Raw genomic sequence first — 24,044 nt, forward strand, 5'->3', positions numbered from 1 at the left:
GGCGGGTGCCGGCGGCGCGGGCCAGCAGCCGGCTCGCCTCCGCGAAGCTCGGGGTCACCACGGTCGGGGCGAGGCCCCGCCAGTCGGCCAGGTCGTGCGCGTCCAGCGCGACCGTCGCGTACCGCTCCCGCTGGGCGACCAGCCAGGCGCGCACCGGTGCGGACAGCGCGCCCAGGCCGTAGTCGCAGACCACCAGGGTCGGCGGCACGCCACCGGCGGCGGCCCGCAACTCCTCGGTGGCGCAGTCCAGCGCGGTGAGCAGCCGGGCCACCCCGTCGTCGTCGAGCGCGTCGTCGGGATCGCCGGAATCCTCCCGCAGCAGGATCTGGTTGCCGGCCAGCATGCGCCGCTTGACCGGCGTCGGGCGGCCGGGCTGGTTGACCGTACGGTCCCAGACGCCGGCCCGGTCCAGACAGTCGTGCAACTCGTCCCCGGCGACGTCCGCGCCGACCGGTGCCACCAGCACCGCCCGGCCGCCCAGCGCGGCGATGTTCACCGCGGTGTTCGCCGCCCCGCCGGCTGCGGAGATCCGTCGGCGCAGGGTGAGGACCGGGGCGGGCGCCTCCCGGCACAGCCGGTCGGACTCGGCGAACCGCCACTCGTCGAGCATGGCGTCGCCGATGACCAGGACGGGACGCCCCAGCCAGCTCTCCACCACGGTGGCGAGCCGGCGCTGTTCCGCTGCTGCTCCTGCCATGCCCTCCGGGATCCCCCCGGTCCGACGGGTCAAACCCGCCCGGCCCCGGGCTGAGCGCCCCCGTGACGGGTCGACCTACCCGGTCCCGGGTGAGCGCCCCGTCACGGGCCAACCTGCCGGTTCGGGGGTGAGCGCGCATCACCGGTCAACCTGCCGGTTTCGGGATGGGCGCGCATCACCGGTCACCCTGCCGGTTTCGGGGTGAGCGCCGCATCGCCGGTCAACCTGCCCCGTCCGCGGTGAGCGTCCACCCGGTTTCGGGGACCGGGCGCCGGGAACGGTCGGAAGACAACCCGGGAGAGGAGCAGCACCGAGATGGCAGCGACGACACTGCAGGGTAAGCGGATCGCCTTCCTGGCCGCCGACGGCGTGGAGGAGGTCGAGTACGTCCAGCCCCGCGAGGCGGTGGAGCAGGCCGGAGCCACGGTGGAGCTGGTCTCGCTCAAGCCCGGCTCGATCCGCTCCTTCAACCACCTGGACCACGCCAGCATGTACGACGTGGACGTGACCGCGGCCGACGCGGACGCCGGCGGCTACGACGCGCTGGTGCTGCCCGGCGGGGTGGCGAACCCGGACTTCCTGCGGACCGACGCGGACGCGGTGCGGTTCGTGCGGGCGTTCTTCGACGCCGGCAAGCCGGTCGGGGTGATCTGCCACGGCCCCTGGACGCTGATCGAGGCGGACGTCGTGCGCGGCCGCCGCATGACCTCCTGGCCCAGCCTGCGCACCGACCTCACCAACGCCGGCGCCAACTGGGTCGACGAACCAGTAGTCACCGACAACGGCCTCACCAGCAGCCGCAAACCAGCCGACCTCCCCACCTTCTGCCCCAAAATCGTCGAAGAGTTCGCCAAGGCCCTTGCACCAACCCGGCGATCATGAGGTTGGCGGTGGCTACGGAGATCGAAGTCACCGCCAACCTCATGATCGACAGCATGTTCGGCGCTGGCGGGGAAAAGAGCCGGGATGACCAGTGAGGACCAGGCTCCGGCTGTGCTGAGCGTGCGGCAGATCCGGCTGCTGATGTTCGGCCTGATGACCGGCATGCTGCTGGCCGCGCTCGACCAGACCATCGTCGGAACCGCCCTGCCGACCATCGTCGGCGAGCTGGGCGGGATCAACCACTACTCGTGGGTGGTGACCGCGTACCTGCTCGCCTCCACCGCCTCGACCCCGCTCTACGGCAAGATGGCCGACCTGTACGGGCGCCGTCCGGTCTTCCTCTTCTCCATCGGCACGTTCCTGCTCGGTTCGCTGCTGGCCGGCCTGTCACAGGACATGACCCAGCTGATCGTGACTCGGGGCATCCAGGGCATCGGCGCGGGCGGCCTGCTGACGTTGGCGTTCACCATCATCTCGGACGTGGTCTCCCCCCGGGAGCGGGGTCGCTACCAGGGGCTCTTCGGGGCGGTCTTCGGAATCTCCTCGGTGGCCGGGCCGCTGGTCGGTGGCTACTTCGCGGAGACCGACTGGCGGTGGATCTTCTACATCAACGTGCCGCTGGCCATCCTGGCGATCGTGGTCTGCTCGCGGGTGATGCGGTTGATCCCGTTCACCCGCCGCGACCACGCGATCGACTGGCTCGGGGCGGGGCTGCTGGTCGCCGGGGTGAGCAGCCTGCTGCTCGCGCTGAGCTGGGGCGGCAACGAGTACGCCTGGGGCTCCGGCGTGATCGTCGGGCTCTTCGTCGCCGGTGCGGTGCTGGGTGTGCTCTTCCTGCTCCAGGAGGCCCGGGTCGCCGAGCCGATCCTGCCGCTGCGGCTGTTCCGCAGCGCCACCTTCGCGCTGGCCAACTCGGCCGGCTTCGTGCTCGGTCTGGTGATGTTCGGGTCGATCATCTTCATCCCGCTCTACCTCCAGATCGTCAAGGGAGCCTCACCGACCCGCAGCGGTCTGCTGATGCTGCCGATGATGGCCGGCATCATCGTCACCTCGGTGCTCACCGGCCGGGCGATGAGCCGGATCGGCCGGTACAAGTGGTTCCCGGTGACCGGTTCGGCCGTGCTGCTGGTCGGCATGCTGCTCTTCACGGGGCTGGAGGTGGACACCTCGCTCTGGGCGGCCTTCGGCTTCATGGTGGTGATCGGCGTCGGGCTGGGGCTCTGCATGCAGTCGCTGATCCTCGCCGTGCAGAACGCCGTATCGACCCGTGACCTGGGCGCCGGCACCTCCTCGGCGACCTTCTTCCGGTCGCTGGGCGGCTCGTTCGGGGTGGCCATCCTGGGGGCGGTGCTCTCCTCCCGGCTCACCGCCGAGCTGGCCGACCGGCTGCCGGGGGCGGTCGCCCAGCTGCCGCCGGAGCAGCGGGCCGCGGTCGCCCAGGGTGGGGGCGCGGACGTGTCGATCAACGACCCGGCGACCATCCTGGCCCTGCCGGCCCCGGTACGCGCGGCCGTGCAGTCGGCGTTCGTCGAGTCGCTGCACCTGGTCTTCCTGACCACCGGCCTGATCGCGATCGTGGCGGTGCTGGTGACCCTGTTCCTGCCGAACGAGGACCTGCGCGGCGCCGGACCGCAGGGCGCCATCGGCGGCACCGACGGGCTCGGCGGCGAGGCCCCCGCCCCCGGCGGCAAGCCGCTGTCGAGGGAGTCGAAGGAGGAGGCCGCCGCCGAGATGGAAGCCAAGTCCCAGACCCTGCTCTGAGCGCCGACCGATCGACCGGTCACCCCGGCGGCGCGGAAGCGTGTGCGGTGAGCAGGTCGAGGATCAGGGCCAGCGGCGGCCAGCCCGTACGGCCCCGGCGGGTGACCGCGTACGACCGGAGCCGCGCCTGCGGGCCGGTGAGCGGGAGCAGTCGTACGCCGGGGAGGGTCGGCTGGTCGGCGGGGAGCAGCCCGACGCCGAGGCCGGCGACGATCAGGTCCTGGACGAGGTCCAGGCTGTCCGCCCGGTGCGCGATGCGCGGTTCGAAGTCGGCCATCGCCGCGATCGCCCGGACGACCACCTCGTCGGCGGTGTTGCGGGAGTTGACGATCCAGCCGTGCCCGCGGAAGCGGGCGAAGACCTCTCCGGCGGTGGCCGGCACGGGTTCCTCCCCGACGGCGTCGGCCGGTACGCCGAGGCTCCACGGCGCCGACCACAGCGGCGTCGCCTCCAGCGTCCGGTCGACGGGCGCGGGCGCGAGGTTGTAGTCGTAGGTCAGGGCGAGGTCGACGTCGTCGGTCGCCAGCAGCGCGAAGGCTTCGGCCGGTTCGTGTTCGTGGATGCGCAGCCGGACCTGCGGGTGGCTGGCGGCGAGGTGGGCGGTGATCGGCAGCAGCGACCGGCGGACGGCGGTGGCGAAACCGGCGACCCGGACGGTGCCGGCCGGCTCGGCGCGCGGGTCGAGGTCCAGCCGGGCCGCGTCGACGGCGGCGAGGATGGTCACCGCGTGCTCGGCCAGCCGCCGGCCGGCGGGGGTGAGCCGGACTCGGCGGCCCTGCGGCTCGATCAGCGTCGCGCCCACCTCGCGGGAGAGCGCGGCGAGCTGCTGCGACACCGTGGACGTGGTGACGCCCAGCTCGTCGGCGACCTCGCGCATCGATCCGAGCCGGGCCAACTCGCGCAGCAGATGTAGGCGGCGGAGGTCCACGCCGTAGATTGTTCACGATTGCCGAACGGTTCGTCCAGCAATGACACGTGGACGTGAACGGTGGGAGCCGGTTCTACTGGGGGCATGACTCCCACCCGTACCGGCGCGGCAATGGCGGTCGCGGCGATGATGTTCGTCCAGCTCGGCCTGGCCGCCTCGGTCTCCCTCTTCGACGAGGTCGGCCCGGAGGGTGCCGCCTGGCTGCGCCTGGCCTGGGCCGGCGTGCTGCTGGCCGTCCTGGTCCGCCCGCGCCCGTCCGGCTTCACCCGGCGCGCGCTGCTGGCCTGCGTCGCGCTGGGCGTGGTGACCGCGGGGGTAACCATTCTGTTCATGGCCGCGGTGGCCCGCCTGCCGCTGGGTACGGCGAGCGCGCTGGAGTTCCTCGGCCCGCTCGGGGTGGCGGTGGCCCGGGGCCGGGGCGGGACGAAGCTCTGGCCGGCGCTCGCCGCCGTGGGCGTGCTGCTGCTCACCGAGCCGTGGCGGGGCGGTGTGGACCCGGTGGGCGTCGCGCTCGCCCTGGCGGCGGGTGCCTGCTGGGCGGCGTACATCCTGCTCACCCAGCGGGTGGGCGACGAGGTCTCCGGCATCCGCGGCCTGGCCGTGTCCATGCCGGTGGCCGCCGTCGTCGCCACCGTGGTCGTCGGGCCGGCCGTCCTCGGCGACCTCACCTGGCAGCTGCTGCTGGCCGGGCTCGGCCTCGCCGTGCTGCTGCCGGTGGTGCCGTTCGTGCTGGAGTTGCTCGCGTTGCGCCGGCTCACCACCGCCGCCTTCGGCACGCTGATGAGCCTGGAGCCGGCGATCGCGCTGGTCATCGGCCTGGTCGCGCTGCACCAGGTGCCGGGCGTCGGGGCGGTGGCCGGCATCGCCTTCGTGGTGGCCGCCGGCATCGGCGCGGAACGCACCGGCGCGCGGGCCGGAACGGTCGAGGCGACCCGGCCTGAGCCGGCCGCGGTCGCGACCAGAGGATGAGTCGGTGGTGAGCCTGTGGATCAGGTGATGACGTCGTGGCGCTCGACGTCCTGACAGGAGGAGCCACCCGGGCTCCCGGTCGGTCCGCCCGCGAGGCCGGGTTGACGATGATCCGGGCTCGCCCCGCCGGCCGGGCTCACCGGCGGGATGTAACGCAATCACGGTGTGCGACGTCCAAAGAGGTGGGACCGTCATCCCGGCGGTCCGCGGTCGGGCTCGTCCGCCGCGCTGCCCGCGTTGCCGCAGCGATGCCCGCGATGCCGACCGTGCCGCTGCCGCCGCCGCAGGGCCGGCCGGAGCGGCTTCCTGCAACCGGGGGACGTCCCATGTCTCAACACCGAGCCCGCCGGAAGATCCGTACCGGCCTCGCCGCCTTCGTCGTCTGCGCCGCGACCGTCGTCGCGAGCGGTCCGGCCCTCGCCGCGCCGCCGCCCCGCGCCGACCTCCGGCTCGACCTGACCGCCAACCCCGTCGCCATGCTGACCACGGACCAGGCCCGGGCGCACGTCGTCGCGGTGGTCGACAACATCGGGGCGGTGGGCGTGGAGGGTTTCACCGTGACGCTCGCACCGCCGGCCGGCAGCCGGATCATCGGCGACCCGAGCTGGCAGTGTGACCACACCGCCTTCGTCTGCACCCACGGCCCGGTCCCGGCCGGCGGGACGGCCGAACCGCTCAGCGTCCACCTCGCGCTGCCCGTCGGGCCGGAGGGCGCCGTCGCCGCCATCGGCGCGACCGCCGCCACGACGGCCCGGGAGGCGACCCGGACCAACAACACCGACCGGGTCGACGTCACCTACCAGCTGATCTCCGATCTCACCCTTCAGGGCTCGGGTTACCCGGACGCCGGGGTGCCGACCACGGGCGGCGACGGGTCGGTGTCGTTCACGGTGCGCAACGCCGGTACGGGGACCGCCCAGGACCTTCGGCTGGTCGTCGAGTGGCCGGCGGGGGTCACGCGGCACCTCGCGCCCGTCGGCGGGACGACGAACTGGCAGTGCGAGTTCGCGGTCACCTCGGGGATCTGCACCGCCGGACCGCTCGCGGCGGGCGCGACCGCGGGGATTTACATCCCGCTGGCACTCCCCGCCGGCACGGTCGGCCAGGAGTTCACCGTCCGCGGCACGGTCACCACGTCGGGCCCGGAGTGGCAGACGGACGCCAACAACGTCGCCGACGTGTTCTACCGGTACGCCGAGCTCTGACCGGGCGACCGGCTGGTTCGGCTATTTGAGGATCAGCCGGTTGGTCTGCTCGAAGACGTCGAGGTCGGCGAGGGTCTCGGTGACGCTCGCGGAGAGTGGGACGGGGAGACGGTCGCGGGGGAAGAAGCCGGCGTCGGTGGTCTCGTCGGTGATCCGGGCCAGCTCGCCGTCCCACTCCTCGACGCGGAACGCGGCGGTGAAGACCTGGTAGGTGTGGCCGAACATGTTTGTCTGGGTGCGGTCCGGGCCGGTGTAGAGGGAGAAGGCGCTCACCCGCAGCGCGCGCAACCCGGTCTCCTCGCGTACCTCGCGGACGGCGCAGTCGGCGATCGACTCGCCCAGCTCCATCGCCCCGGCGGGCATGGCCCACTGGCCGTTGTCGGAGCGCTGGATCAGCAGGACGCGTCCGGCGTTGTCGCGCACCACCGCCCGGGCGCCGACGAACATCAGCGTCCGGTCACCGGCCAGGGCGCGCAGCTGCCCCACGTATGAGTCGGCCCAGGAGATGCTCACCTGCGACAATTTACGGGGGTTGCCCGCGGCCGACCGGGTTTCCGGGGTTCCCAACCTGTGACCGGCGACACTAGCTTGTTACTCATGCGTAGCACGATGATGGACGCCCCCCTGCAGGTCTCCCGGATCCTCGAACACGGCTCGACGGTGCACGGCACGGCCGAGGTGGTCACGTGGACCGGCGCCGAGCCACGCCGGATGACGTACGCGGAAGTCGGGCGGACGGCCGCCCGCCTGGCCCACGCACTGCGCGACGAGTGCGGGGTCACCGGCGACGAGCGGGTCGCCACCTTCATGTGGAACAACACCGAGCACCTGGTGGCGTACTTCGCCGTGCCCAGCATGGGCGCGGTGCTGCACACCTTGAACATCCGGCTCTTCCCGGACCAGGTCTCCTACATCGCCAACCACGCCGAGGACCGGGTGGTGCTGGTCGACTCGACCCTCATCCCGCTGCTCGCCCGGGTGATCGGCGAGATGACCACCGTGCGGCACGTGGTGGTGGTCGGCGGCGGCGACCCGGCCCCGCTGGTGGCGGCGGCCGGTGACCGGATCGCCGTACACCACTGGGACGCGCTGCTGGCCGACCGGCCGGAGTCCTACGACTGGCCGGAGGTGGACGAGCGCGACGCGGCGGCGCTCTGTTACACCTCTGGGACCACCGGCAACCCCAAGGGGGTGGCCTACTCGCACCGCTCGATCTACCTGCACTCGTTGCAGATCTGCATGCCCGAGGGGTTCGGTCTCGGACCGACCGACCGGGAGTTGGCCATCGTGCCGATGTTCCACGCGATGTCCTGGGGCCTGCCGTATGCGGCCTTCCTCTCCGGGGCGTCGCTGATCATGCCGGACCGGTTCCTCCAGGCCGCGCCGATCGCCGACATGATCGTCGCCGAGCGGCCCACCCTGGCCGGCGCGGTGCCGACCATCTGGAACGACCTCCTGGCCCACCTGGACAGCCACGACGTGGACACCTCCTCGCTGAAGGAGGTGATCGTCGGCGGCTCGGCCTGCCCGCCGGCGCTGATGCACGCGTTCGCCGAGCGGCACGGCATCGACGTCATCCACGCCTGGGGCATGACCGAGATGTCCCCGCTGGGTTCGGTGGCCCGTACGCCCGCCGGGGTGACCGGCGACGAGGCCTGGCGCTACCGCTACACCCAGGGTCGGGTGCCGGCCGGGGTCGAGGCCCGCATCGTCGGCCCGCTGGGCGAGGCGCTGCCCGCCGACGGGACCTCCGTCGGCGAGTTGGAGGTCCGCGGGCCGTGGGTGACCGCCCGGTACGTCGGCGACGAGACCCCGGACGAGGAGAAGTTCCGCGACGGCTGGCTGCGTACCGGTGACGTCGGCACGCTCTCGCCGGACGGTTACATCACCCTCACCGACCGGGCCAAGGACGTGATCAAGTCCGGCGGTGAGTGGATCTCCTCGGTCGAGCTGGAGAACGCGCTGATGGCCCACCCGGCGGTGTTGGAGGCCTGCGTGGTGGGGGTGCCCGACGAGCGCTGGGGCGAGCGCCCGCTGGCCACCGTGGTCCTGCGGGAGGGGGAGTCGGCCAGCGCCGAGGAGCTGTGCGATTTCCTGGCCACCTCGGTGGCGCGCTGGCAGCTGCCCGAGCGGTGGGCCGTCATCGACGCGGTGCCGAAGACCAGCGTCGGCAAGTTCGACAAGAAGGTGGTGCGCTCCCGCTACGCCGAGGGCGGACTTTCTGTCCGACAGCTGACAGCGCCGTAACGTTTTCGGGCGCACCGTCGCCGTTTGGGTAGGGACGCACTCCTGAGACATCCCTCCCCAGGGGCGGCCCCGGCGTTCGCACCGCGCCGGGGCCGCCCGCTTTTTGCGGGGCGACCCGCACAGTCATTCTTGCGAAAGTTGTTCGCCTCTGTCCCGGTGACGGGGAAATTGGCCTGGTCAGCGGGTTCCTGGGTTGTCGGTCGGCTCTCGTACGATCGGGCCCACCAGCGGCCGTTCCGGCCGGCCCGGCAGCCCAGGAGGCGTCATGGCCACCCTCAAGACCGCCCCGACCGGCGCCAGCGTCGACGACTTCCTGGCCGCCGTGGCCGACGACACGCGCCGGCGCGACGCGGCCACCGTGCGGGACGTGATGCACCGGGTCAGCGGTGAGCCGGCGGTCATATGGGGCGACGCCATCGTCGGCTTCGGGCAGCGGCGCCTGCGTTACGCCAGCGGCCGGGAGCTGGACTGGTTCCTCGTCGGCTTCTCGCCCCGCAAGGCGGCCACCACCCTCTACCTCGGCGAGGAGTTCCCCGACAAGGAGCGGTTGCTGGCCCGGCTGGGCCGGCACAGCGTGGGCAAGGGCTGCCTCTACGTCAAGCGCCTCGCGGACGTCGACCTCGACGTGCTGACCGAGCTGATCCGGGCCTCGGTCGGGCAGGCCCGCACCGGTCAGGCGGGCGGTTGACCCGTCCGTGCCGGTGCTCCGCCCGCCCACCGGCGGTGACGGTCACCGGTCGTCGCTGGTGGTGATCAGCACCTTGCCGACCACCGAATTCTCCACCGCCTGGTGCGCCGCCGCGGCCGCCGCCAGCGGATGGTGGTGCAGCGGCAGACCCGCCTGCTCGCCCACCGCGATGCCGCCCTGCGCGGCGGCGGCCGCCACGTTGGCGACCGCCCGCGCCTTGGCCGCCGACGGCTCGGTGTAGACCAGCACGAACTGCCACCGCGCGTTCGGCACCATCAGCGGCCGGATCGGCAGGGTCACCTCTGCCCCGCCGTCGTCGGCGTAGACGCAGACCGCGCCGCCGCGCCGCAGCATCTGCACGTCGGCGGCGGCGTTGCGCGCCGGGGAGACCTCGACGATCGTGTGCACCCCGTCGGGGGCGATCTTGCGGACCTCCTCGACCACGTCCTGCTCCCGGTAGTTGACCACGAAGGTGGCCCCGGCCGCCGCGGCGAGCTGCGCCTTCTCCGGGCTGCTGACCGTCGCGATCACCGTGGCGTCGGCCCAGCGGGCGAGCTGGATCGCCGCGTTGCCGACCGCGCCCGCGCCGCCCTGCACCAGCACCGTGTGGTCGCTCAGCGCCCCGGCGCGCAGCGTGTCCGGCAGGTACTCGCCGGCGGTCAGGCACCGGTGCGCGGTGAGGAAGGGGATGCCCAGGCAGGCGCCCAGGTCGAAGGAGGCGTCGCCGAGGCGTACCGCCTGGCGGACCGGCACCACCGTGTACTCGGCGGCGGTGCCCCACGGCCGCCGCCAGGCGGCCTCCCAGAGCCAGACCCGCTCGCCGATCAGCTCCGGGTCGACCCCCTGACCGACCGCCTCGACCACCCCGGCGCCGTCCTGCCCGGGCGTCTGCCAGCCGGCGGGCAGCGGCCACTGCCGGCGGGCCTTCCAGTCCGTCGGGTTCACCCCGGAGACCGCCACCCGGACCAGCACCTCACCGGGGCCGGGCTCCGGCACCGGCCGGTCGACGAGTTGCAGCACCGAGGCGTCACCGGTGCGCTCGTACACGATCGCCTTCATCCCCGTCTCCTCACCTGCGCCGCCCGGGCTCGCGGGGACGCCGTCGGCTGCGGTACCCGGCGGATCCGTGCTCATGCCGATCCCGACGGCCCCGGAAACCGTACAACCGGGTAGCCGGCGGAAGGGAGTGGTCATGCGGGACAAGGTGGAGGTCGACGCGGAACCCGCCTGTACCGGGCGGTCCACCGCCGAGCCGGTGGCGGCCGTGAAGGCCGGGAGCGCCGGGAGCGCCGTGAGCGCCGACGGCCCGCCGGGGCCGCTGCCGGAGCGGCGGGCGGAGGAGGGCGGCGCCCGGCGGCGCCTGCCGAGGTCGAGCCGGAGCCGGGCGATCTGACGGCACGGCCGGGGCGGAGCCGGGCGATCCGACGGCACGACCGTGCAGGGGCCGCCGGGCACCCGACGGTACGGCCGGTCAGGGTCCGGCCGGGGCCGCCCGGCCGTGCTCAGCCGAGCCGGTCGATCGTCTGCGGGGTCAGTTCGCCGATGGAGCCGAGCACCACGGCCGCGAGCCGCTCGGCGTCGGGGTCCAGCGGGTACGTGCCGTGCGGCACCGCGATCACCGCCATCCCGGCGGCGGCCGCGGAGCGCACCCCGTTGGAGGAGTCCTCCACGGCGACGCAGCGGGCCGGATCGACGCCCAGCCGTTCGGCGACCGCCAGGTAGACGTCCGGCGCCGGCTTGCCCCGCTCGGTCTCCTCGGTGGACAGGGTGGCGCCGAAGGTGTCGGCGAGGTCCGTCGCGGCCAGCGCCGCCGCGATCAGCCGGGTCGGCGACGAGCTGGCCAGACCCAGCGGCCACCGCCCGGCCAGCCGGCGCGCGACGCCGTCCGCCCCGTCGATCAGCGGTACGCGCTGCGCGTACCGCCGGGTCATCTCCTCCACCACCTCGGTGGCGACCTGCTCGGCGCTCCGGTCGACGCCCAGCTCCCCGCTGAGGTAGCGGGCCCACTCGCCGGTGCTCATCCCCATCAGCCGGCGCTGGGTGTCGGCCTGCCAGGCTCCGCCGTGCGTCGCCACGTACGCCCGGCGGACCTCCTCCCAGACCGGCTCGGAATCCACGATCACGCCGTCCAGGTCGAAGACCACCGCATCCACCACGTGCCCATCCTGCCCGACGGCGGGCCGATGGTCAGCCGCGCAGCGCGGGCAGGCCGATCGGGCTGCCCGCCGGGATCACCGTGTGGCCGGCGCGGGCGATCGGCTCGAGCAGCTCACGCAGCCGGTCCGTGCGCTGCGGACCGAGCGCCCGCCACGGCCGGGCGGCGGCGACGTCGGTGGCGTCCTCGACGGCCGCGAAGCGGGCGCGGCCGTGCTCGGTGGGTGCGCCCTCCGCGGTGAGCCAGCCCCGCTCGACCAGCCGGGCGCGCGCCGCGCCCCACTGCTCCTCGGACCAGCCCCGACCCAGCAGGTTCTGCGGGGACATGTCCACCGCGACCCGCCAGGCCAGCGTCTCGACCGGGTCGAGGTCGGCGGCGATCAGCGCCGCCACGTGCCCGTCCCCGCGGTGCTCCCGCAACGTGGTGGCGGCCTGCCAGAGCCGGGCCAGCGGGTACTCGCCGCGTGGCAGGGCGGCGTTGGCCGCGCCGAGCACCCGGCCGGCGCCGTCGGCCTCGGCGGCGGCGCCCTCCAGCAGCTCGGCGGCCTCGGCCAGGTGCGACTCGGGCAGTTCGTAGGTCAGCTCGGCCAACGCCTGCACGGCGCCGGTGAGCCGGGCCCGCAGCGCCTCCTGCGGCGTGGCGAGCCGCCACACGGCCGGCAGCGCCCGGGCCACCATGTGCGGGGCGAAGGTGAAGAACGCCGCGATCACCGGGGCCGCGTCGGTGGGCCCGAGCGGGGCGGCCCGGCCGGCGAAGTAACCCCGCCAGTAACCGCGCAGCCCCACCGCCTCGTACGCGGCGCGGGCGCGCGGATGGAAGTAGGTGACGGCGTGCACCGGCTCGAAGTGCGTCCACATCAGCCGGGCGGTCCGCCCCGGGTCGTCCAGCGCCGTCACGTGCACCTCCGGGTCCGGTCCGGTCATCACCCCGGGCGGTCGGACCGACCGGGGTGACGCCGAACCTACTGCCGGTTGGTGACGGGCCGGAAGCCCCGTGTGGGCCAATGCATCGCCGCCGGGCGACAACCCGGACGAACCGGGCCGGCCGCCGGGGTCACTTGGCGGCGAGCACGTCCACGACGAAGCGCAGCGGGCCGGCGGGGCGACCGCCGGAGGAGTCGTTGCCGTACGCCAGCTCGGCCGGGATGTCGAGCTGCACCCGGCTGCCCACGTTCACCCCGACCAGACCCTTGTCCCAGCCCGGGATGACCTGGCCGACCCCGATGGGGAAGCTGGCCGGCTGCCCGGCCGACCAGGACGAGTCGAACTCCTTGCCGTCCTTGAAGAACACGCCGACGTAGTTGGTGGTGATCGTCTGGCCGGCCTGGACCGCCGGACCGGTGCCCTTGATCAGCGGGGTCACGGTGAGCTTGGTCAGCGTGCCCGTGCCGGCCGCGACCGTCGGCTTGCTGGCCAGGGCCGGATCGGCGCCCGCCGGAAGCTGGGCGGCGGGGGCGTCACCGGCCGGGGCGCTGGCGGCGGCGTCCGCCGAGGGGGTGCCGGCCGCCGGCTCGGTGGCGTCGTCGCCGCCGCGCTGCCCGATGATCACGAAGACGGTGATCAGGATCGCCACCACGGCGACGCCGGCGAGCCCACCGGCCCAGGCCTGCCGGCGGCGCTTCGCCTCGGCCGCCTTCTGCGCCGCCAACTGGGCGGCCAGCCGCCGCTCCGACTTCTGGGACCGGTTCTGCGTACGCTCGCTCACGGCGTCGACTCCCTGCTGCGAAGGTGGTGGCCGGCATCGGCGGTGCCGGGGGGAAAGCCGACGCACACGGTACCCGCCCGGACGCCCACCGTGCCGCCTCGGCGCTCGCGCTTGCGCCGCGCGGCTCACGCCGGCCCCGGCACCACCATGAAATCGGTCACGAACGAGGTGACCCGGCCGTCGGCGGCCCGACCGATCCACGTCCCGTAGTGGCCGTCGCCCCAGCCGGAGCTGACGGTCAGGACGTTGGCGCCGGACGCCTCGTCCAGGACCGCGTCGATCAGCCCCGGCACGGGGCCGGCCGGCGGCCGGGACGGGATGAAGACCTCCTCCACCCGGTCGTAGTCCCAGTTCTCCAGGACGCTCAACGCCGTCGGGTCGGCCAGCGTGCCGGTCCCGGCGTCCACCCCGTACCCGAAATAGTCGTCCGGGCCGAGGGCCGCGACGTCCTGGTCGCCGGCGATGGCCGGCTCCCAGCGAACCACCGGCGCGTCGTGGATCACCAGTTGCAGCGCGGCCACCCGCCGGTCCACCTCGGCGTCCTCCCGGAGCACCGCCGCCACCCAGGCGTGGGCGGGGTAGCGGCCCGGCGGCACGGTGACCGTGAACGGCTCCGCATCCGGGCAGACCAGCGGGTCGCAGCCCACCACCTGGCCGGTGGGAAGCACGATCTCGCCGGCCGGGTGCGCCTCGACGACGTACGTCCCGTGCTCGTCGGTGTAGCGGGCACCGGGCGTGAGCAGCCGGGCCAGGTCGGGGGTGTACGGCAAGGGGTCTCCTCGGTCGGCGGCCGGCCGGCGGAGCCTACCCGCAGCGGCCGACGTCCGGGAGATCCGTCACCGCATCTCGGTGCGGGCGGTCAGCCTCCGAGGTGCCGGGCCAGGGACTGGCGCAGGTGGTTCTTCGGCCGGGAACCGACGATCGAGCCGACCACCTCGCCGCGGTGGAAGACCAGCAGGGTGGGCAGGGACATCACCCCGTAGGTGCGCGTGGCGTCCGGATTCGCGTCGGTGTCGATCGTGGCGAAGTCCATGCGCCCGGCGAACTCCCCGGCCAGCTCGGCGAGGCTGCGCGAGATCGCCCGGCACGGCGGGCACCAGTCGGCCCAGAAGTCGACCACGACCGGCCGGTCGGCGGCGAGGACCACGGTGGCGAAGGTGTCGTCGGTGACGGCGGTCAGCGGGCCGTTCCGCGCAGTCTCAAGCATGTTTCCTCCCGTTGGGTGATGGCGTGGGCGAGCTGGTCGCGCAACTCGCGCCGGACAGTGTGGAGCCGTTCGATGCCGGCGTCGACCTCGGCCAGCTTCCGGCGCAGCACCGCCACCGAGTCGGGGCAGACGTGCCCGGAGGTGTTGCCGGCCCGCAGGCAGGCCACGAACGGGCGGATGTCGTCGAGGCCGAAGCCGACCGCGAGCAGCGCCCGGATCTCGCGTACGACGTGCAGTTCCGCCTCGTCGTAGACCCGGTAGCCGTTGGCGGACCGGTCCGCCCGGACGAGCCCGTGCGTCTCGTAGTAGCGCAGCGCACGGGTGCTCGTGCCGGCGCGTTCAGCCAACTCCCCGATCAGCATCCGACCTCCCTCGCCGGTGGCGTCGCGGATGACGCTAGACCTTGTCACCGGCGTCAAGGCAACCTCCGGCCGCCGGCAACCCGCGGGCTGGACCGGGCTCCGCCCGGGGTGCAACCCGCCGGCGGGACCGCCTCACCGCCGGTCCGCGCCGGAAGCCGGTGGACGGGACCGGGCACCGGTAGATTCCGACCATGGCGATCCTCACCGACGAAGACCTTGCCCTGCTGGCCGAACCGCAGCTCGCCCACGTGGCGACGATCGAGGCCGACGGCTCCCCGCACGTCACGCCCGTCTGGGTGGACACCGACGGCGAGCACATCATCTTCAACACCGCCAAGGGCCGGGTGAAGTACGACAACATCCAGCGCAACCCGGAGGTCGCGGTCTCCGTGGTGGACAAGGCGAACGACTTCCGCACGCTGTGGGTGAAGGGCACCGCGGAGCTGGTCGACGACGGCGCCGACGAGCACATCGACCGGATGGCGCAGAAGTACCTCGGCCAGGACACCTACCCGTTCCGGCAGGCGGGCGAGGAGCGGGTGATCGTCCGGATCAGGCCCACCCAGAAGCTCGGCCGGGGCTGACACCCGACGAGGAGGGGCCCTTGCGCGAGGCGGGGGCCCTTCCCAAAACCCGGGCCGGGGCCCTTCCCGACACCCGGGCCGCGCCCTCTCCGACACCCGGGCAGGGGCGTGGGGCTCAGGCGGTCTTGCGGGGTGCCGCCTTCTTCTCCGCCGCCTTCTTCGCGGGCGCCTTGGCGGCCTTCTTCTCCGCCGTCTTCTTCGCGGCGGCCTTCTTGGCCGGCTCCGCCTTCTTCTCCGCCGCCTTCTTCTCGGCGGCCTTCTTCGCGGGTGCCTTCTTCGCCGGCGCCTTCGCCGCCTTCTGCGCCGACCGGGCCGCGGAGATCGGGGTCGGCTCACCGGCGCCGCCGGTCGCCGCCGCCGGCTCCCCACGGGCCGCCCGGGCCCGCTCCACGGAGGCCTTCAGCGCGGCCATCAGGTCCACCGCCGCGGCCGGCGCCTCCTCGACCTCCTCCGGCTGGACCACCTCGCGGCCCTCCACCTTGGCGTCGATGACCTCCTGCAACGCGGCCCGGTAGTCGTCGGTGAAGGCGTCCGGCTGGAACTCACCGGCCATCGAGTCGATCAGCGAGCTGGCCATCGCCAGCTCCGGCGGGCGGACCTTGAGGTCCTCGTCGAGGAAGCCGAAGTCGGGCTGACGGATCTCATCGGGCCAGAGCATCGTGTTGAGCAGCAGCACGCCCTCGCGCACCCGGAGCGTGGCGAGCTGCTCCCGCTGGCGCAGGGCGACCTTGACGATCGCCACCCGCTCCGAGTCGGTGAGCGCGTCGCGCAGCAGCACGTACGGCTTGGTCGCCGCGCCCTCCGGCTCCAGGAAGTACGCCTTGTTGTAGAGGATCGGGTCGACCTGCTCGGCGGGGACGAACTCCAGCACGTCGATCGCCCGGGAGCTGGTCAGCGGCAGCTCGGCGAAGTCCTCGTCGGTGAGGATCACCATCTCGCCGCCGCCGATGTCGTAGCCCTTGGCGATGTCGTCGTAGGTGACCTCTTCGCCGCAGACCTGGCAGGTGCGCTTGTAGCGGATCCGGCCGCCGTCGGACCGGTGCACCTGGTGGAACCGGATGTCCTTTTCCTCGGTCGCCGAGTACAGCTTGACCGCGATCGAGACGAGGCCGAACGACACGGCTCCCTTCCAGATGGCCCGCATCCTCGTGCTCCTCTCCCCGGTACTGCTCAGCTTCGCAAAAGATCGAAGGCCACGCGAGCGCTTCCGTGCGCAAGTACAGTCAGAAGGTGCCCGGCGCGCCGCTCAAGCCGATGCTCGCGACCACCGGGCCGCTCCCGGCGGGTGCCGGCTGGGCGTACGAGTTCAAGTGGGACGGGGTCCGCGCGCTCGCCGACATCTCCGGCGGCCGGCAGCACCTGTACGCCCGCTCCGGCGTGGAGATCACCGCCGCCTACCCCGAGCTGGCCGGCCTGCCCGAGCAGGTGGGCGACGCGCTGCTCGACGGCGAGGTGGTGCTGCTCGGCGAGACCGGCCAGCCCTCGTTCACCGCCCTCGCCGAGCGGATGCACGTGCGGGACCGGAACAAGGCCGCCCGGCTGGCGGCGGTCATGCCGGTGACGTACATGATCTTCGACCTGCTCCGGCTCGACGGCGACGACCTGACCGGCTGGCCGTACACCCGACGGCGGGAGGCCCTGGACGGCCTGGCGCTCGGCGGCGCCCGCTGGGCGGTGCCGCCGGTCTTCCCGGACGGCCCGGCCACCTACGAGGCCGCCGGCGAGCACGGGCTGGAGGGGGTGATGGCCAAGCGGGTCGACTCGGTCTACCGGGCCGGCGTGCGCTCGCCGGACTGGCTGAAGGTCAAGCTGGAGGTCACCGGCGACTTCGTGATCGGCGGCTGGCGGCCCGGGGCGCGCCGGATCGGCGGCCTGCTGGTCGGGGTGCCCGGCCCGGACGGGCGGCTCATCTACCGGGGTCGGGTCGGCGGTGGGATCGGCGCCGCGATCGAGCGGGAGCTGCTGCGCGAGCTGGAACCACTCCGGTCGGGGAACTCCCCGTTCTCCGGCGACGTGCCGCGCGAGGATGCCCGGGGCGCGATCTGGGTAACACCCCGGGTCGTGGTGGAGGTGAAGTACGGCCAGCGCACCCCGGACGGGCGGCTGCGGTTCCCCCGGGTGCTCCGGCTGCGACCCGACAAGCCTCCGGAGGAGGTCGACGATGCCGGCTGAACGGTTCCGGGTGGAGGTCGAGGGGCGCAAGCTGGAGCTGTCCAACCTGGACAAGGTGCTCTTTCCGGCGGCCGGGTTCACCAAGGGCGAGGTGATCGACTACTACACCCGGATCGCCCCGGTGCTCCTGCCGCACCTGGCCGACCGGGCGCTGACCCGGATCCGCTTCCCCAACGGCGTCGACGACAAGTCGTTCTTCGAGAAGAACGCCCCGGCCGCCACGCCGGACTGGGTGCGGGTCGAGACGCTGCCCGCGCCCGGGTCGACCAAGGGCCGGGAGACCATCGACTACGTGGTCGCCGACGACCTGCCCACCCTGGTCTGGCTGGCCAACCTCGCCGCGTTGGAGCTGCACACGCCGCAGTGGAAGGTCGGCGAGCACCCGGACATGATGGTCGTCGACCTGGACCCGGGCGCCCCGGCCGCGCTGCGGCAGTGCTGCCAGGTGGCGCTGCTGATGCGCGACCGGCTCGCCGACGACGGCATCGACAGCTACCCGAAGACGTCCGGGAAGAAGGGCATGCAGCTCTGCTGCCCGATCGCCGGCACCCAGGACGCCGACGACGTCTCCGCCTACGCCAAGCGGATCGCGCAGGAGTTGGAGAAGGCACACCCGAAGTTGATCGTGTCGAAGATGGCGAAGAACCTGCGGCCGGGGAAGATCTTCATCGACTGGAGCCAGAACAACGCGGCGAAGACGACCGTGGCGCCGTACTCGCTGCGCGCGCAGTCCGTGCCGTCGGTCTCCACGCCGCTGACCTGGGACGAGGTGGAGGCGGGTGCGGCGGGGAAGCGGCCTGCGACGAAGCCGTACACGGCGACCGACGTGCTCACGCGGGTGGAGAAGCAGGGGGACCTGCTGGCCCCGCTGCTGGACGGCGGCCCGGAGCTTCCAGCCGGTTCGTAGGTCGGCATCGGCGAAAGCGTCCGCGGCCCGAGACAACCTTCTGTGACACCGCCACGTGTTAGGGGCGTGACCGACCAAACGCAACCACTGTCCCCGGCGGACCGGTCGTACGTCGCCTTCGTCGAGGTGGCCTGGCAGCGACATATCCGGCTGGCCATGCTCTGACCGGCGGCCGGTGGCGGGCCGAGGAACTGCTCCAGGACAGCCTGGTCAAGGTGTACGAGCGGCGGCGCGGCCGGCGCGGCGTCATTCACGCATGTCCACGACGTCGCCGCCGGGCACGGGCGGCCGGGCTGGCTGGCCTGGGCCGACGCGATCGTCCTGGAGTTGATGTCGATCGCCGCCGGCCTGGAGTTGCGGCGCAAGCGGCGCCTGGGCAAGTCCGTCGTCTTCCCCGCCGCGGTGCTCGTGGTAGCGGTGTCGCTGTCGCTGGCGGCGCAGGTGGTGGAGGCGGAGGCGTCGGTGATCGGCTGGATCGCCGCCGCCGTGCCGGCCCTGGGCTTTCTGGCGATGGTGAAGATCGCCCTCGGCCGCGCCGACCCCACCGCACCCCGCTCGACCGACCAGCCAGTGCGGGCCGAGCCCGGACCGCCGCTAACTGTCGACGCATCGGTCCCGGACACACACCCGCCCGACCCCGCCGCCGCCACCGCGGTCCCGGACACCGCGACAGCGGTCCCCGCCGTCGCGGACCAACCATCGGCGGTCCCGGACCGCCCGGACCACGAGGCGGCGACAGGCGAGGGCGGTCCGGAGGTTGCCGCGTTGGTTCCGGCCGCGCGGGCCGCCGCCCGCGCCCTCACCGCCGAGGGGACATCGCTGTCCCGGACGGCCCTCGCCCGGCAGCTGCGCGCGGACGGGCACCAGTTGTCAAGGCCACCGCCTCCGCGCTCGTGCGCGTCCTGCGCGCCGAGGCCACCCCGCCCACACCGGACGTCACCGAGGAGGGCCGCATGACAGAAACCTGAACTACGGCTTCTGTCAGACCCAGCCGCCGCTGTCAGACCAACTCGGGCGCCTGCTCAGCAAGCCCGCGACCTGACACAACCTGTCAGCGCGCCTGCGCCGACCGTCCGCCACCTCGCAGCGGCCGGTGCACGCGCCGCACTCACCCACATCTTCGACGTTGGAGCAACAACGATGATGTCGCAGTACAGCGATCACCTTCCTCGCCTGTCCCGTCACCGGCGAGACTCACACGCACTCTCATCGCATTCTCACACTGGATTCGGTGCGGCCCGCCGTGTAGGAGTCAGTGCGGATCTCCGTTCTACCGTCCGGCTTGATGCTGACCCCCAACCTGACCCCCCTCCTTCGCTCCCAGCCCAGGTCAGGGCCGCTCTCAGCAGAGGAATGCCGCTCCAGACACACCCTCGTGTATGGGGTGTCCCCCAGGGGCCGCCCATGCGTAAACAACAATCAACGGCGGATCCGCTGCTGCGGCTGCAGGCCAGCATCACCGCCCGCGACGACCGGCTGCTGGGCTGGCTCTACGACCACGGTGTGCTCACCACCGACCAGATCGCCGTCGCCCTGTTCCCGTCCCTGGACTTCACCCAACGCCGGCTACGCCGCCTCACGCTGCTGCGGGCGGTTGACCGGTTCCGGCCCAACAAGGCCGACGGAGGCGCGAGTGGGCAGGTGTTGGCGAACAGCGTGGCGTACAGCCAGTAGTCCGATGAACCCCGCAGCCTGATGTACGGCTCACCCAGCGCCAGCAGTTCCTCGAGGTCGGGGATGCGGTCGACCGTGAGCGGGGCGATGTTCATGAGCGATGTCCTTCGGTGAGTTCGATCGACGCGGCGAGGTCCCGTGCGGCGACGGCGGGGTCCAGGGAGTCGGTGACTCCGCGACCGACGACGAGGATGTCCCATGAGCGTCGTCGGCTGGCCTCAACGTCGGTGGGTTCGAAGCCGCCGGAGACCGCGACCGGCAGCTTGGTCCACGACCTGATGAGTTGTGCCTGGTCGAGGGGGTGGAAACCGGCTACGCCCAGGTCGATGTTCGTGGTGATGGCGAAGCCGTCGACTCCTGCGCGTTCCATGTCCTGCACCCAGCCTTGGATCAGCCGGCCCTCGGGCACGTCGATCATGATGGGGACGCCCAGGCGTCTGCTCGCCTCGACGGCTGCGGAGACGCTGGCGATGCTGGCGGGTCCGATGAGCAGCACGACGTCGGCTCCGGCCTCGGTCGCGAGAACCACCTGGTCGCGTCCCCAGTCTGCGGACATCATCTCGGCGACAATCCACGCACCAGGGGTCCGCTGCTTGATAGCGCTGATGGCCCGGACGCCGACGCTCTTGATGAGCGGGTCGCCGATCTCGATGAATTGCACGCCAGCGCTGGCGGCGGCCTGCGCGACGGCGATGGCGTGGTCAATGTCGCGGACATCGAGCGCGACTTGAAGGGCGCGTCCGTCTCGGAGGCGCCGGAAGGCCTCCTTGCTGATGCCTGCGGCTGCGCTCGTGGCGATGTCGTGTCGGTCGAGCAGGTTGGCTTCAGTGCGAACGAGCCAGTCGGCCGAGGCGACGCCCTGGCTGATCAAGGCGGACTGGACGTTCGTGGGTAGCCGCAGGGCACCGGTGCGGATTTCTCGGAGCAGGCCGAAGAGGGCGCTGCGGGAGGAACCCGTGCCCCGGGACGACCGCTGACCGGTTGGTGGTCTCCCATCCAGCGACAGGCTGCTCGCGGCTCCACGGCCGCGGGCGGCTCTGGCTTGCCGTAGGCATGCCGGGGCCGGTGGCTGCCGCACGCCGCGCCGGGATGGCCCGGGTGGTCCCGGGCCGGTGGCTAGGGTGAGGCGAACCGACCGAAGGAGCGCCGTCGATGACCGGCCTGCCCGCCACCGCCACCGCGCCGAACTCACCGCTGCTCACCTGGTGCGACGACGCGACCGGCGACAGGGTCGACCTGACCGCGCAACAGCTCGGCCGGTGGGCGGCCCGCAGCGCCGGGCTGCTCCGGGACGGCTGCGGGCTGCGCCCCGGCGACCGCGTCGCCGTACTGCTGCCACCGCACTGGCGCACCGCGGCCGTGCTGCTCGGCGCCTGGTCGGTCGGGCTGGCGGTGTCGTTCCGGCCGGAGGCCACCGCCGGGCTGCCAGTCCTCGAACCGGGCGGCGACCTGCCGTACGACGCGGTCTTCGTGACCCCGGAACGCCTCGACGACTGGCTGGAGGACGTCCCCGAGGGGACGCACCGCTACCTCGTCGGCACCCGGCCCGCGCCGCTGGACGACGTGCCCGCCGGCTGGCTCGACTGGTCCGCCGAGGTGCTCCGGCACCCCGACACGCCGCCCGACCACGCCTCGATCCGCCCGTCGGACCCGGCCAGCCCGGACGGCACCAGCTACGACGAGTGGGGGAGCGTCGCCCGGGAGTTGGCGGACCAGCTCGACCTGCGGGCGGGCGACCGGCTGCTCATCGACGCCGCCGAGCACGAGCAGCCGCTGAAGTGGCTGCTGGCACCGCTGTCCGTTGGCGCGTCCGTGGTGCTCTGCGCCAACCTCGACCCGGCCCGGCGGGACGCCCGGATCGCCGCCGAGCAGGTCACCCGGGTCCTGTAGCGGTGCCTGGGACACCAGGCGCTGGTCCGCCGGGTCCTCGGCGGCCGTTGCTTCGCCACTGGCCGCAAAGCGTTGAGCGATGGTACCGCTGGTAGTACCATCGGCCTGTGCCGTCCATAGCCAAGCTCGTTGAGGCGATGCGGAAGAACCAGCAGAACATCTCCTACAACGATCTCTACGGGGTGTGCGAGCACTACTTCGGGAAGCCGCGGCAAGCTGGCACCTCCCACGCTGTGTTCAAGATGGGGTAGGCGACCCGCGCGTCAATATTCAGAACGACAAGGGCAAGGCCAAGGCGTACCAGGTACGGCAGGTGCTCAAGGCGATAGACAAGAAGGAGGCCATGTGATGCATAACGAGTCCCGTCCAGACATCTCCCACTACACCTATCGCGTCACCTGGTCGGCCGAGGATCGCGAGTTTGTGGCCACCTGCGCCGAGTTTCCGTCTCTGTCGTGGCTGGCCTCTTCGCAGGTCGAGGCTTTGCAGGGGCTCCAGGATCTGTTGCGTGAAGTGATCGCGGACATGGAGGAGCAGGGCGAGCAGGTGCCGCAGCCGTTCGCTGAGCGCAGCTACTCAGGCAAGTTCAACCTGCGCGTCGGCGAGAGCCTGCACCGCGAGCTCGCCATCCAAGCCGCCGAGGACGGCATGAGCCTCAACCAGTACGTCCTACGAAAGCTCAGGGCGGCCTGACCCAGCGGGGAGAGGCACCTGCCCGTCCGGGTGCATATCCGCCAGCCTCCTCGGCCTCCCTGCCGTCACCGGGCCACGAGCCTGTCCCCAGGTCTGTTGCCGCCGCCATCGACGTGGTCTTATACCGGGAAGACGACGTCATTGACCTGGTCATGGCAACCCCGCGTCGACTCCGCACCGCTCCATCCCCTGAAAGGTGCACCGATGCACAGGAGACCGATCTTCCGACTGGCAGTCCTCACCGCCACCGCCGCCACGTTCCTGGCGTCCGGTGGCGCCTACGGCGCGGTGGCGGCGGCACCCGTGACCTTCTCGCCGGGTGTCGAGGCGTGCGAGCCGGGTGCCGACGAGCACAGCGCGGCCCGGGTCGCCGAGGGCGCCACCGCCCAGGAGCCGGAGCTGTACTCCAAGAACGAGGCGAACGCCTACGGCGTGATCAAGGATTCCCCGCGCCTGGCCAACGGCAGCGTCACCGTGCCGACGGTCTTCCACATGGTCTCCGACCACCCGCTCACCGCGGCGGAGACGACCAGGTGGAACACCCTGATCGCGGACCAGATGACGGTGCTCAACGACTCGTTCGCCGGCCGCACCGCGGCGAACGCCGCCGACACGCCGTTCCGGTTCGACCTCGTCGACACCACGTGGACGGTGAACAGCGACTGGTACACGGTCGTGCCGGGCAAGAACGAGCGGGACATGAAGCAGGCGCTGTACACCGGCGACTCCCGCACCTTGAACGTGTACGCGGCCAACATCGGCGGCGGGCTGCTCGGCTGGGCGTACTTCCCGAAGGGCTACAACAACGGCCGGGACTTCATCGACGGCGTGGTGATCCTCGACGAGTCGATGCCGGGCGGCACGGCCGGCAAGTACGCCCTCGGCGACACGCTGACGCACGAGGTCGGGCACTGGCTGATGCTGGAGCACACCTTCGCGCACGGCTGCTCCGCCTCCGGCGACTTCGTCGCGGACACCCCGCGCGAGGCGCACCCGCAGTTCAACTGCCCGGTGGGCGCGGACACCTGCACCGCACCCGGGCTCGACCCGATCCACAACTTCATGGACTACACGCAGGACTCCTGCATGAACATGTTCAGCGCCGGACAGGCGGACCGGATGAGCGACGCCTGGGTGGCGTTCCGGGCCGGCGGCGTCAAGTAACGAAGCACTGCCGGGGTTGGCGGGCCGCGCTCAGCGGCCCGCCAACCCCCTTTTTGCGGCCGGACACGCCTCGCAGGACAACCGCAGGTCCCACGGTTCTCTCGCCGCACGTAAACGGGCCGATCGACGGTCGGAGGCAATCCGAATCGGTCACG

The 24,044-nt window shown here is 72.5% G+C and carries 24 protein-coding genes and 3 pseudogenes; 15 read left to right on the forward strand and 12 right to left on the reverse strand.

What is annotated here, in order from left to right; all coding sequences use genetic code 11:
* The coding region (locus NCC78_RS04545) for a bifunctional heptose 7-phosphate kinase/heptose 1-phosphate adenyltransferase (protein ID WP_250791893.1) at positions 1-697 on the reverse strand (697 nt) is incomplete at its 3' end.
* A gap of 315 nt (positions 698-1,012) precedes the next feature.
* Between NCC78_RS04545 and NCC78_RS04550 the strand changes: the two genes are divergently transcribed.
* Positions 1,013-1,579, forward strand: a complete 567-nt coding sequence (locus NCC78_RS04550) for a type 1 glutamine amidotransferase domain-containing protein (protein WP_250791894.1) — start codon at positions 1,013-1,015, stop codon at positions 1,577-1,579.
* 84 nt (positions 1,580-1,663) lie between these two features.
* Positions 1,664-3,340: an MDR family MFS transporter gene (locus NCC78_RS04555; protein WP_250791895.1), complete on the forward strand. Its 1,677-nt coding sequence runs from the start codon at positions 1,664-1,666 to the stop codon at positions 3,338-3,340.
* Positions 3,341-3,359: 19 nt separating this feature from the next.
* On the opposite strand, the gene NCC78_RS04560 is transcribed toward NCC78_RS04555, so the two are convergent.
* Complete coding sequence (locus NCC78_RS04560) at positions 3,360-4,268, reverse strand: LysR family transcriptional regulator (RefSeq protein WP_250791896.1); 909 nt, start codon at positions 4,266-4,268, stop codon at positions 3,360-3,362.
* 84 nt (positions 4,269-4,352) lie between these two features.
* On the opposite strand from NCC78_RS04560, the gene NCC78_RS04565 reads away from it, so the two are divergent.
* The gene (locus tag NCC78_RS04565; protein WP_250791897.1) at positions 4,353-5,237 is read left to right on the forward strand and encodes an EamA family transporter; all 885 of its coding nucleotides are present in this window, start codon (positions 4,353-4,355) and stop codon (positions 5,235-5,237) included.
* A gap of 326 nt (positions 5,238-5,563) precedes the next feature.
* On the forward strand, positions 5,564-6,442 hold the full coding sequence (locus NCC78_RS04570) for a DUF11 domain-containing protein (RefSeq protein ID WP_250791898.1): 879 nt from the start codon (positions 5,564-5,566) through the stop codon (positions 6,440-6,442).
* 21 nt (positions 6,443-6,463) lie between these two features.
* Here the strand turns inward: NCC78_RS04570 and NCC78_RS04575 are convergent, their stop codons facing one another.
* Positions 6,464-6,955 carry an NUDIX domain-containing protein gene (locus NCC78_RS04575; protein WP_250791899.1) on the reverse strand — a complete coding sequence of 164 codons (492 nt, stop codon included), beginning with the start codon at positions 6,953-6,955 and terminating at the stop codon, positions 6,464-6,466.
* Positions 6,956-7,039: 84 nt separating this feature from the next.
* Here NCC78_RS04575 and NCC78_RS04580 point away from each other — a divergent pair, with 84 nt between their 5' ends.
* Positions 7,040-8,689: a fatty acid--CoA ligase gene (locus NCC78_RS04580; protein ID WP_250791900.1), complete on the forward strand. Its 1,650-nt coding sequence runs from the start codon at positions 7,040-7,042 to the stop codon at positions 8,687-8,689.
* Between the two features lie 265 nt (positions 8,690-8,954).
* Positions 8,955-9,377, forward strand: coding sequence for a DUF1801 domain-containing protein (locus NCC78_RS04585; RefSeq protein WP_250791901.1), 423 nt, complete (start codon positions 8,955-8,957; stop codon positions 9,375-9,377).
* A gap of 42 nt (positions 9,378-9,419) precedes the next feature.
* Here the strand turns inward: NCC78_RS04585 and NCC78_RS04590 are convergent, their stop codons facing one another.
* Positions 9,420-10,436: an NADPH:quinone reductase gene (locus NCC78_RS04590; RefSeq protein WP_250791902.1), complete on the reverse strand. Its 1,017-nt coding sequence runs from the start codon at positions 10,434-10,436 to the stop codon at positions 9,420-9,422.
* A gap of 133 nt (positions 10,437-10,569) precedes the next feature.
* Here NCC78_RS04590 and NCC78_RS04595 point away from each other — a divergent pair, with 133 nt between their 5' ends.
* Entirely contained in the window at positions 10,570-10,770 is a 201-nt protein-coding gene (locus NCC78_RS04595; protein ID WP_250791903.1) for a hypothetical protein, read from the forward strand.
* 109 nt (positions 10,771-10,879) lie between these two features.
* Here NCC78_RS04595 and NCC78_RS04600 read toward each other — a convergent pair whose 3' ends face one another.
* The 6 genes and pseudogenes from NCC78_RS04600 to NCC78_RS04625 all read right to left on the reverse strand — a co-directional run bounded on the left by NCC78_RS04600 (position 10,880) and on the right by NCC78_RS04625 (position 14,805).
* A complete protein-coding gene (locus NCC78_RS04600; protein ID WP_250791904.1) occupies positions 10,880-11,533 on the reverse strand; it encodes an HAD family hydrolase in 654 nt (217 codons plus the stop codon).
* Between the two features lie 31 nt (positions 11,534-11,564).
* Entirely contained in the window at positions 11,565-12,455 is an 891-nt protein-coding gene (locus tag NCC78_RS04605; RefSeq protein WP_443677195.1) for an SCO6745 family protein, read from the reverse strand.
* Positions 12,456-12,585: 130 nt separating this feature from the next.
* Positions 12,586-13,273, reverse strand: a pseudogene (locus tag NCC78_RS04610) (FKBP-type peptidyl-prolyl cis-trans isomerase).
* A gap of 88 nt (positions 13,274-13,361) precedes the next feature.
* A complete protein-coding gene (locus NCC78_RS04615; RefSeq protein ID WP_250791906.1) occupies positions 13,362-14,006 on the reverse strand; it encodes a DUF4241 domain-containing protein in 645 nt (214 codons plus the stop codon).
* Positions 14,007-14,095: 89 nt separating this feature from the next.
* Entirely contained in the window at positions 14,096-14,443 is a 348-nt protein-coding gene (gene trxA / locus NCC78_RS04620) for a thioredoxin (protein WP_250791907.1), read from the reverse strand.
* The gene (locus tag NCC78_RS04625; protein ID WP_308220861.1) at positions 14,413-14,805 is read right to left on the reverse strand and encodes a MerR family transcriptional regulator; all 393 of its coding nucleotides are present in this window, start codon (positions 14,803-14,805) and stop codon (positions 14,413-14,415) included. Before NCC78_RS04625 ends, trxA begins: the two co-directional genes overlap by 31 nt.
* A gap of 191 nt (positions 14,806-14,996) precedes the next feature.
* On the opposite strand from NCC78_RS04625, the gene NCC78_RS04630 reads away from it, so the two are divergent.
* Entirely contained in the window at positions 14,997-15,389 is a 393-nt protein-coding gene (locus NCC78_RS04630; RefSeq protein WP_250791909.1) for a PPOX class F420-dependent oxidoreductase, read from the forward strand.
* Between the two features lie 115 nt (positions 15,390-15,504).
* On the opposite strand, the gene ku is transcribed toward NCC78_RS04630, so the two are convergent.
* Entirely contained in the window at positions 15,505-16,533 is a 1,029-nt protein-coding gene (ku, locus tag NCC78_RS04635; RefSeq protein WP_250791910.1) for a non-homologous end joining protein Ku, read from the reverse strand.
* Between the two features lie 86 nt (positions 16,534-16,619).
* On the opposite strand from ku, the gene ligD (NCC78_RS04640) reads away from it, so the two are divergent.
* The 4 genes and pseudogenes from ligD (NCC78_RS04640) to NCC78_RS04655 all read left to right on the forward strand — a co-directional run.
* Positions 16,620-17,561 carry a non-homologous end-joining DNA ligase gene (gene ligD, locus NCC78_RS04640; RefSeq protein WP_250791927.1) on the forward strand — a complete coding sequence of 314 codons (942 nt, stop codon included), beginning with the start codon at positions 16,620-16,622 and terminating at the stop codon, positions 17,559-17,561.
* Complete coding sequence (gene ligD, locus NCC78_RS04645; protein WP_250791911.1) at positions 17,551-18,468, forward strand: non-homologous end-joining DNA ligase; 918 nt, start codon at positions 17,551-17,553, stop codon at positions 18,466-18,468. Before ligD (NCC78_RS04640) ends, ligD (NCC78_RS04645) begins: the two co-directional genes overlap by 11 nt.
* Before the next feature lie 285 nt (positions 18,469-18,753).
* Positions 18,754-19,425, forward strand: a pseudogene (locus NCC78_RS04650) (DUF2637 domain-containing protein); the annotation flags it as partial.
* 447 nt (positions 19,426-19,872) lie between these two features.
* Positions 19,873-20,100 (forward strand): annotated as a pseudogene (locus NCC78_RS04655) (replication-relaxation family protein); the annotation flags it as partial.
* Positions 20,101-20,233: 133 nt separating this feature from the next.
* Here the strand turns inward: NCC78_RS04655 and NCC78_RS04660 are convergent.
* Complete coding sequence (locus tag NCC78_RS04660; RefSeq protein ID WP_250791912.1) at positions 20,234-21,013, reverse strand: orotidine 5'-phosphate decarboxylase / HUMPS family protein; 780 nt, start codon at positions 21,011-21,013, stop codon at positions 20,234-20,236.
* Positions 21,014-21,294: 281 nt separating this feature from the next.
* Between NCC78_RS04660 and NCC78_RS04665 the strand changes: the two genes are divergently transcribed.
* The 3 genes from NCC78_RS04665 to NCC78_RS04675 all read left to right on the forward strand — a co-directional run bounded on the left by NCC78_RS04665 (position 21,295) and on the right by NCC78_RS04675 (position 23,889).
* Entirely contained in the window at positions 21,295-22,032 is a 738-nt protein-coding gene (locus NCC78_RS04665; RefSeq protein WP_250791913.1) for a TIGR03089 family protein, read from the forward strand.
* A 348-nt stretch (positions 22,033-22,380) separates the two neighbouring features.
* Complete coding sequence (locus tag NCC78_RS04670; protein WP_250791928.1) at positions 22,381-22,725, forward strand: type II toxin-antitoxin system HicB family antitoxin; 345 nt, start codon at positions 22,381-22,383, stop codon at positions 22,723-22,725.
* 204 nt (positions 22,726-22,929) lie between these two features.
* The gene (locus NCC78_RS04675; protein ID WP_250791914.1) at positions 22,930-23,889 is read left to right on the forward strand and encodes a zinc metalloprotease; all 960 of its coding nucleotides are present in this window, start codon (positions 22,930-22,932) and stop codon (positions 23,887-23,889) included.
* Positions 23,890-24,044 lie beyond the last annotated feature (155 nt).

Source organism: Micromonospora phytophila (genome assembly GCF_023656545.1).
Classification (GTDB): domain Bacteria; phylum Actinomycetota; class Actinomycetes; order Mycobacteriales; family Micromonosporaceae; genus Micromonospora; species Micromonospora phytophila.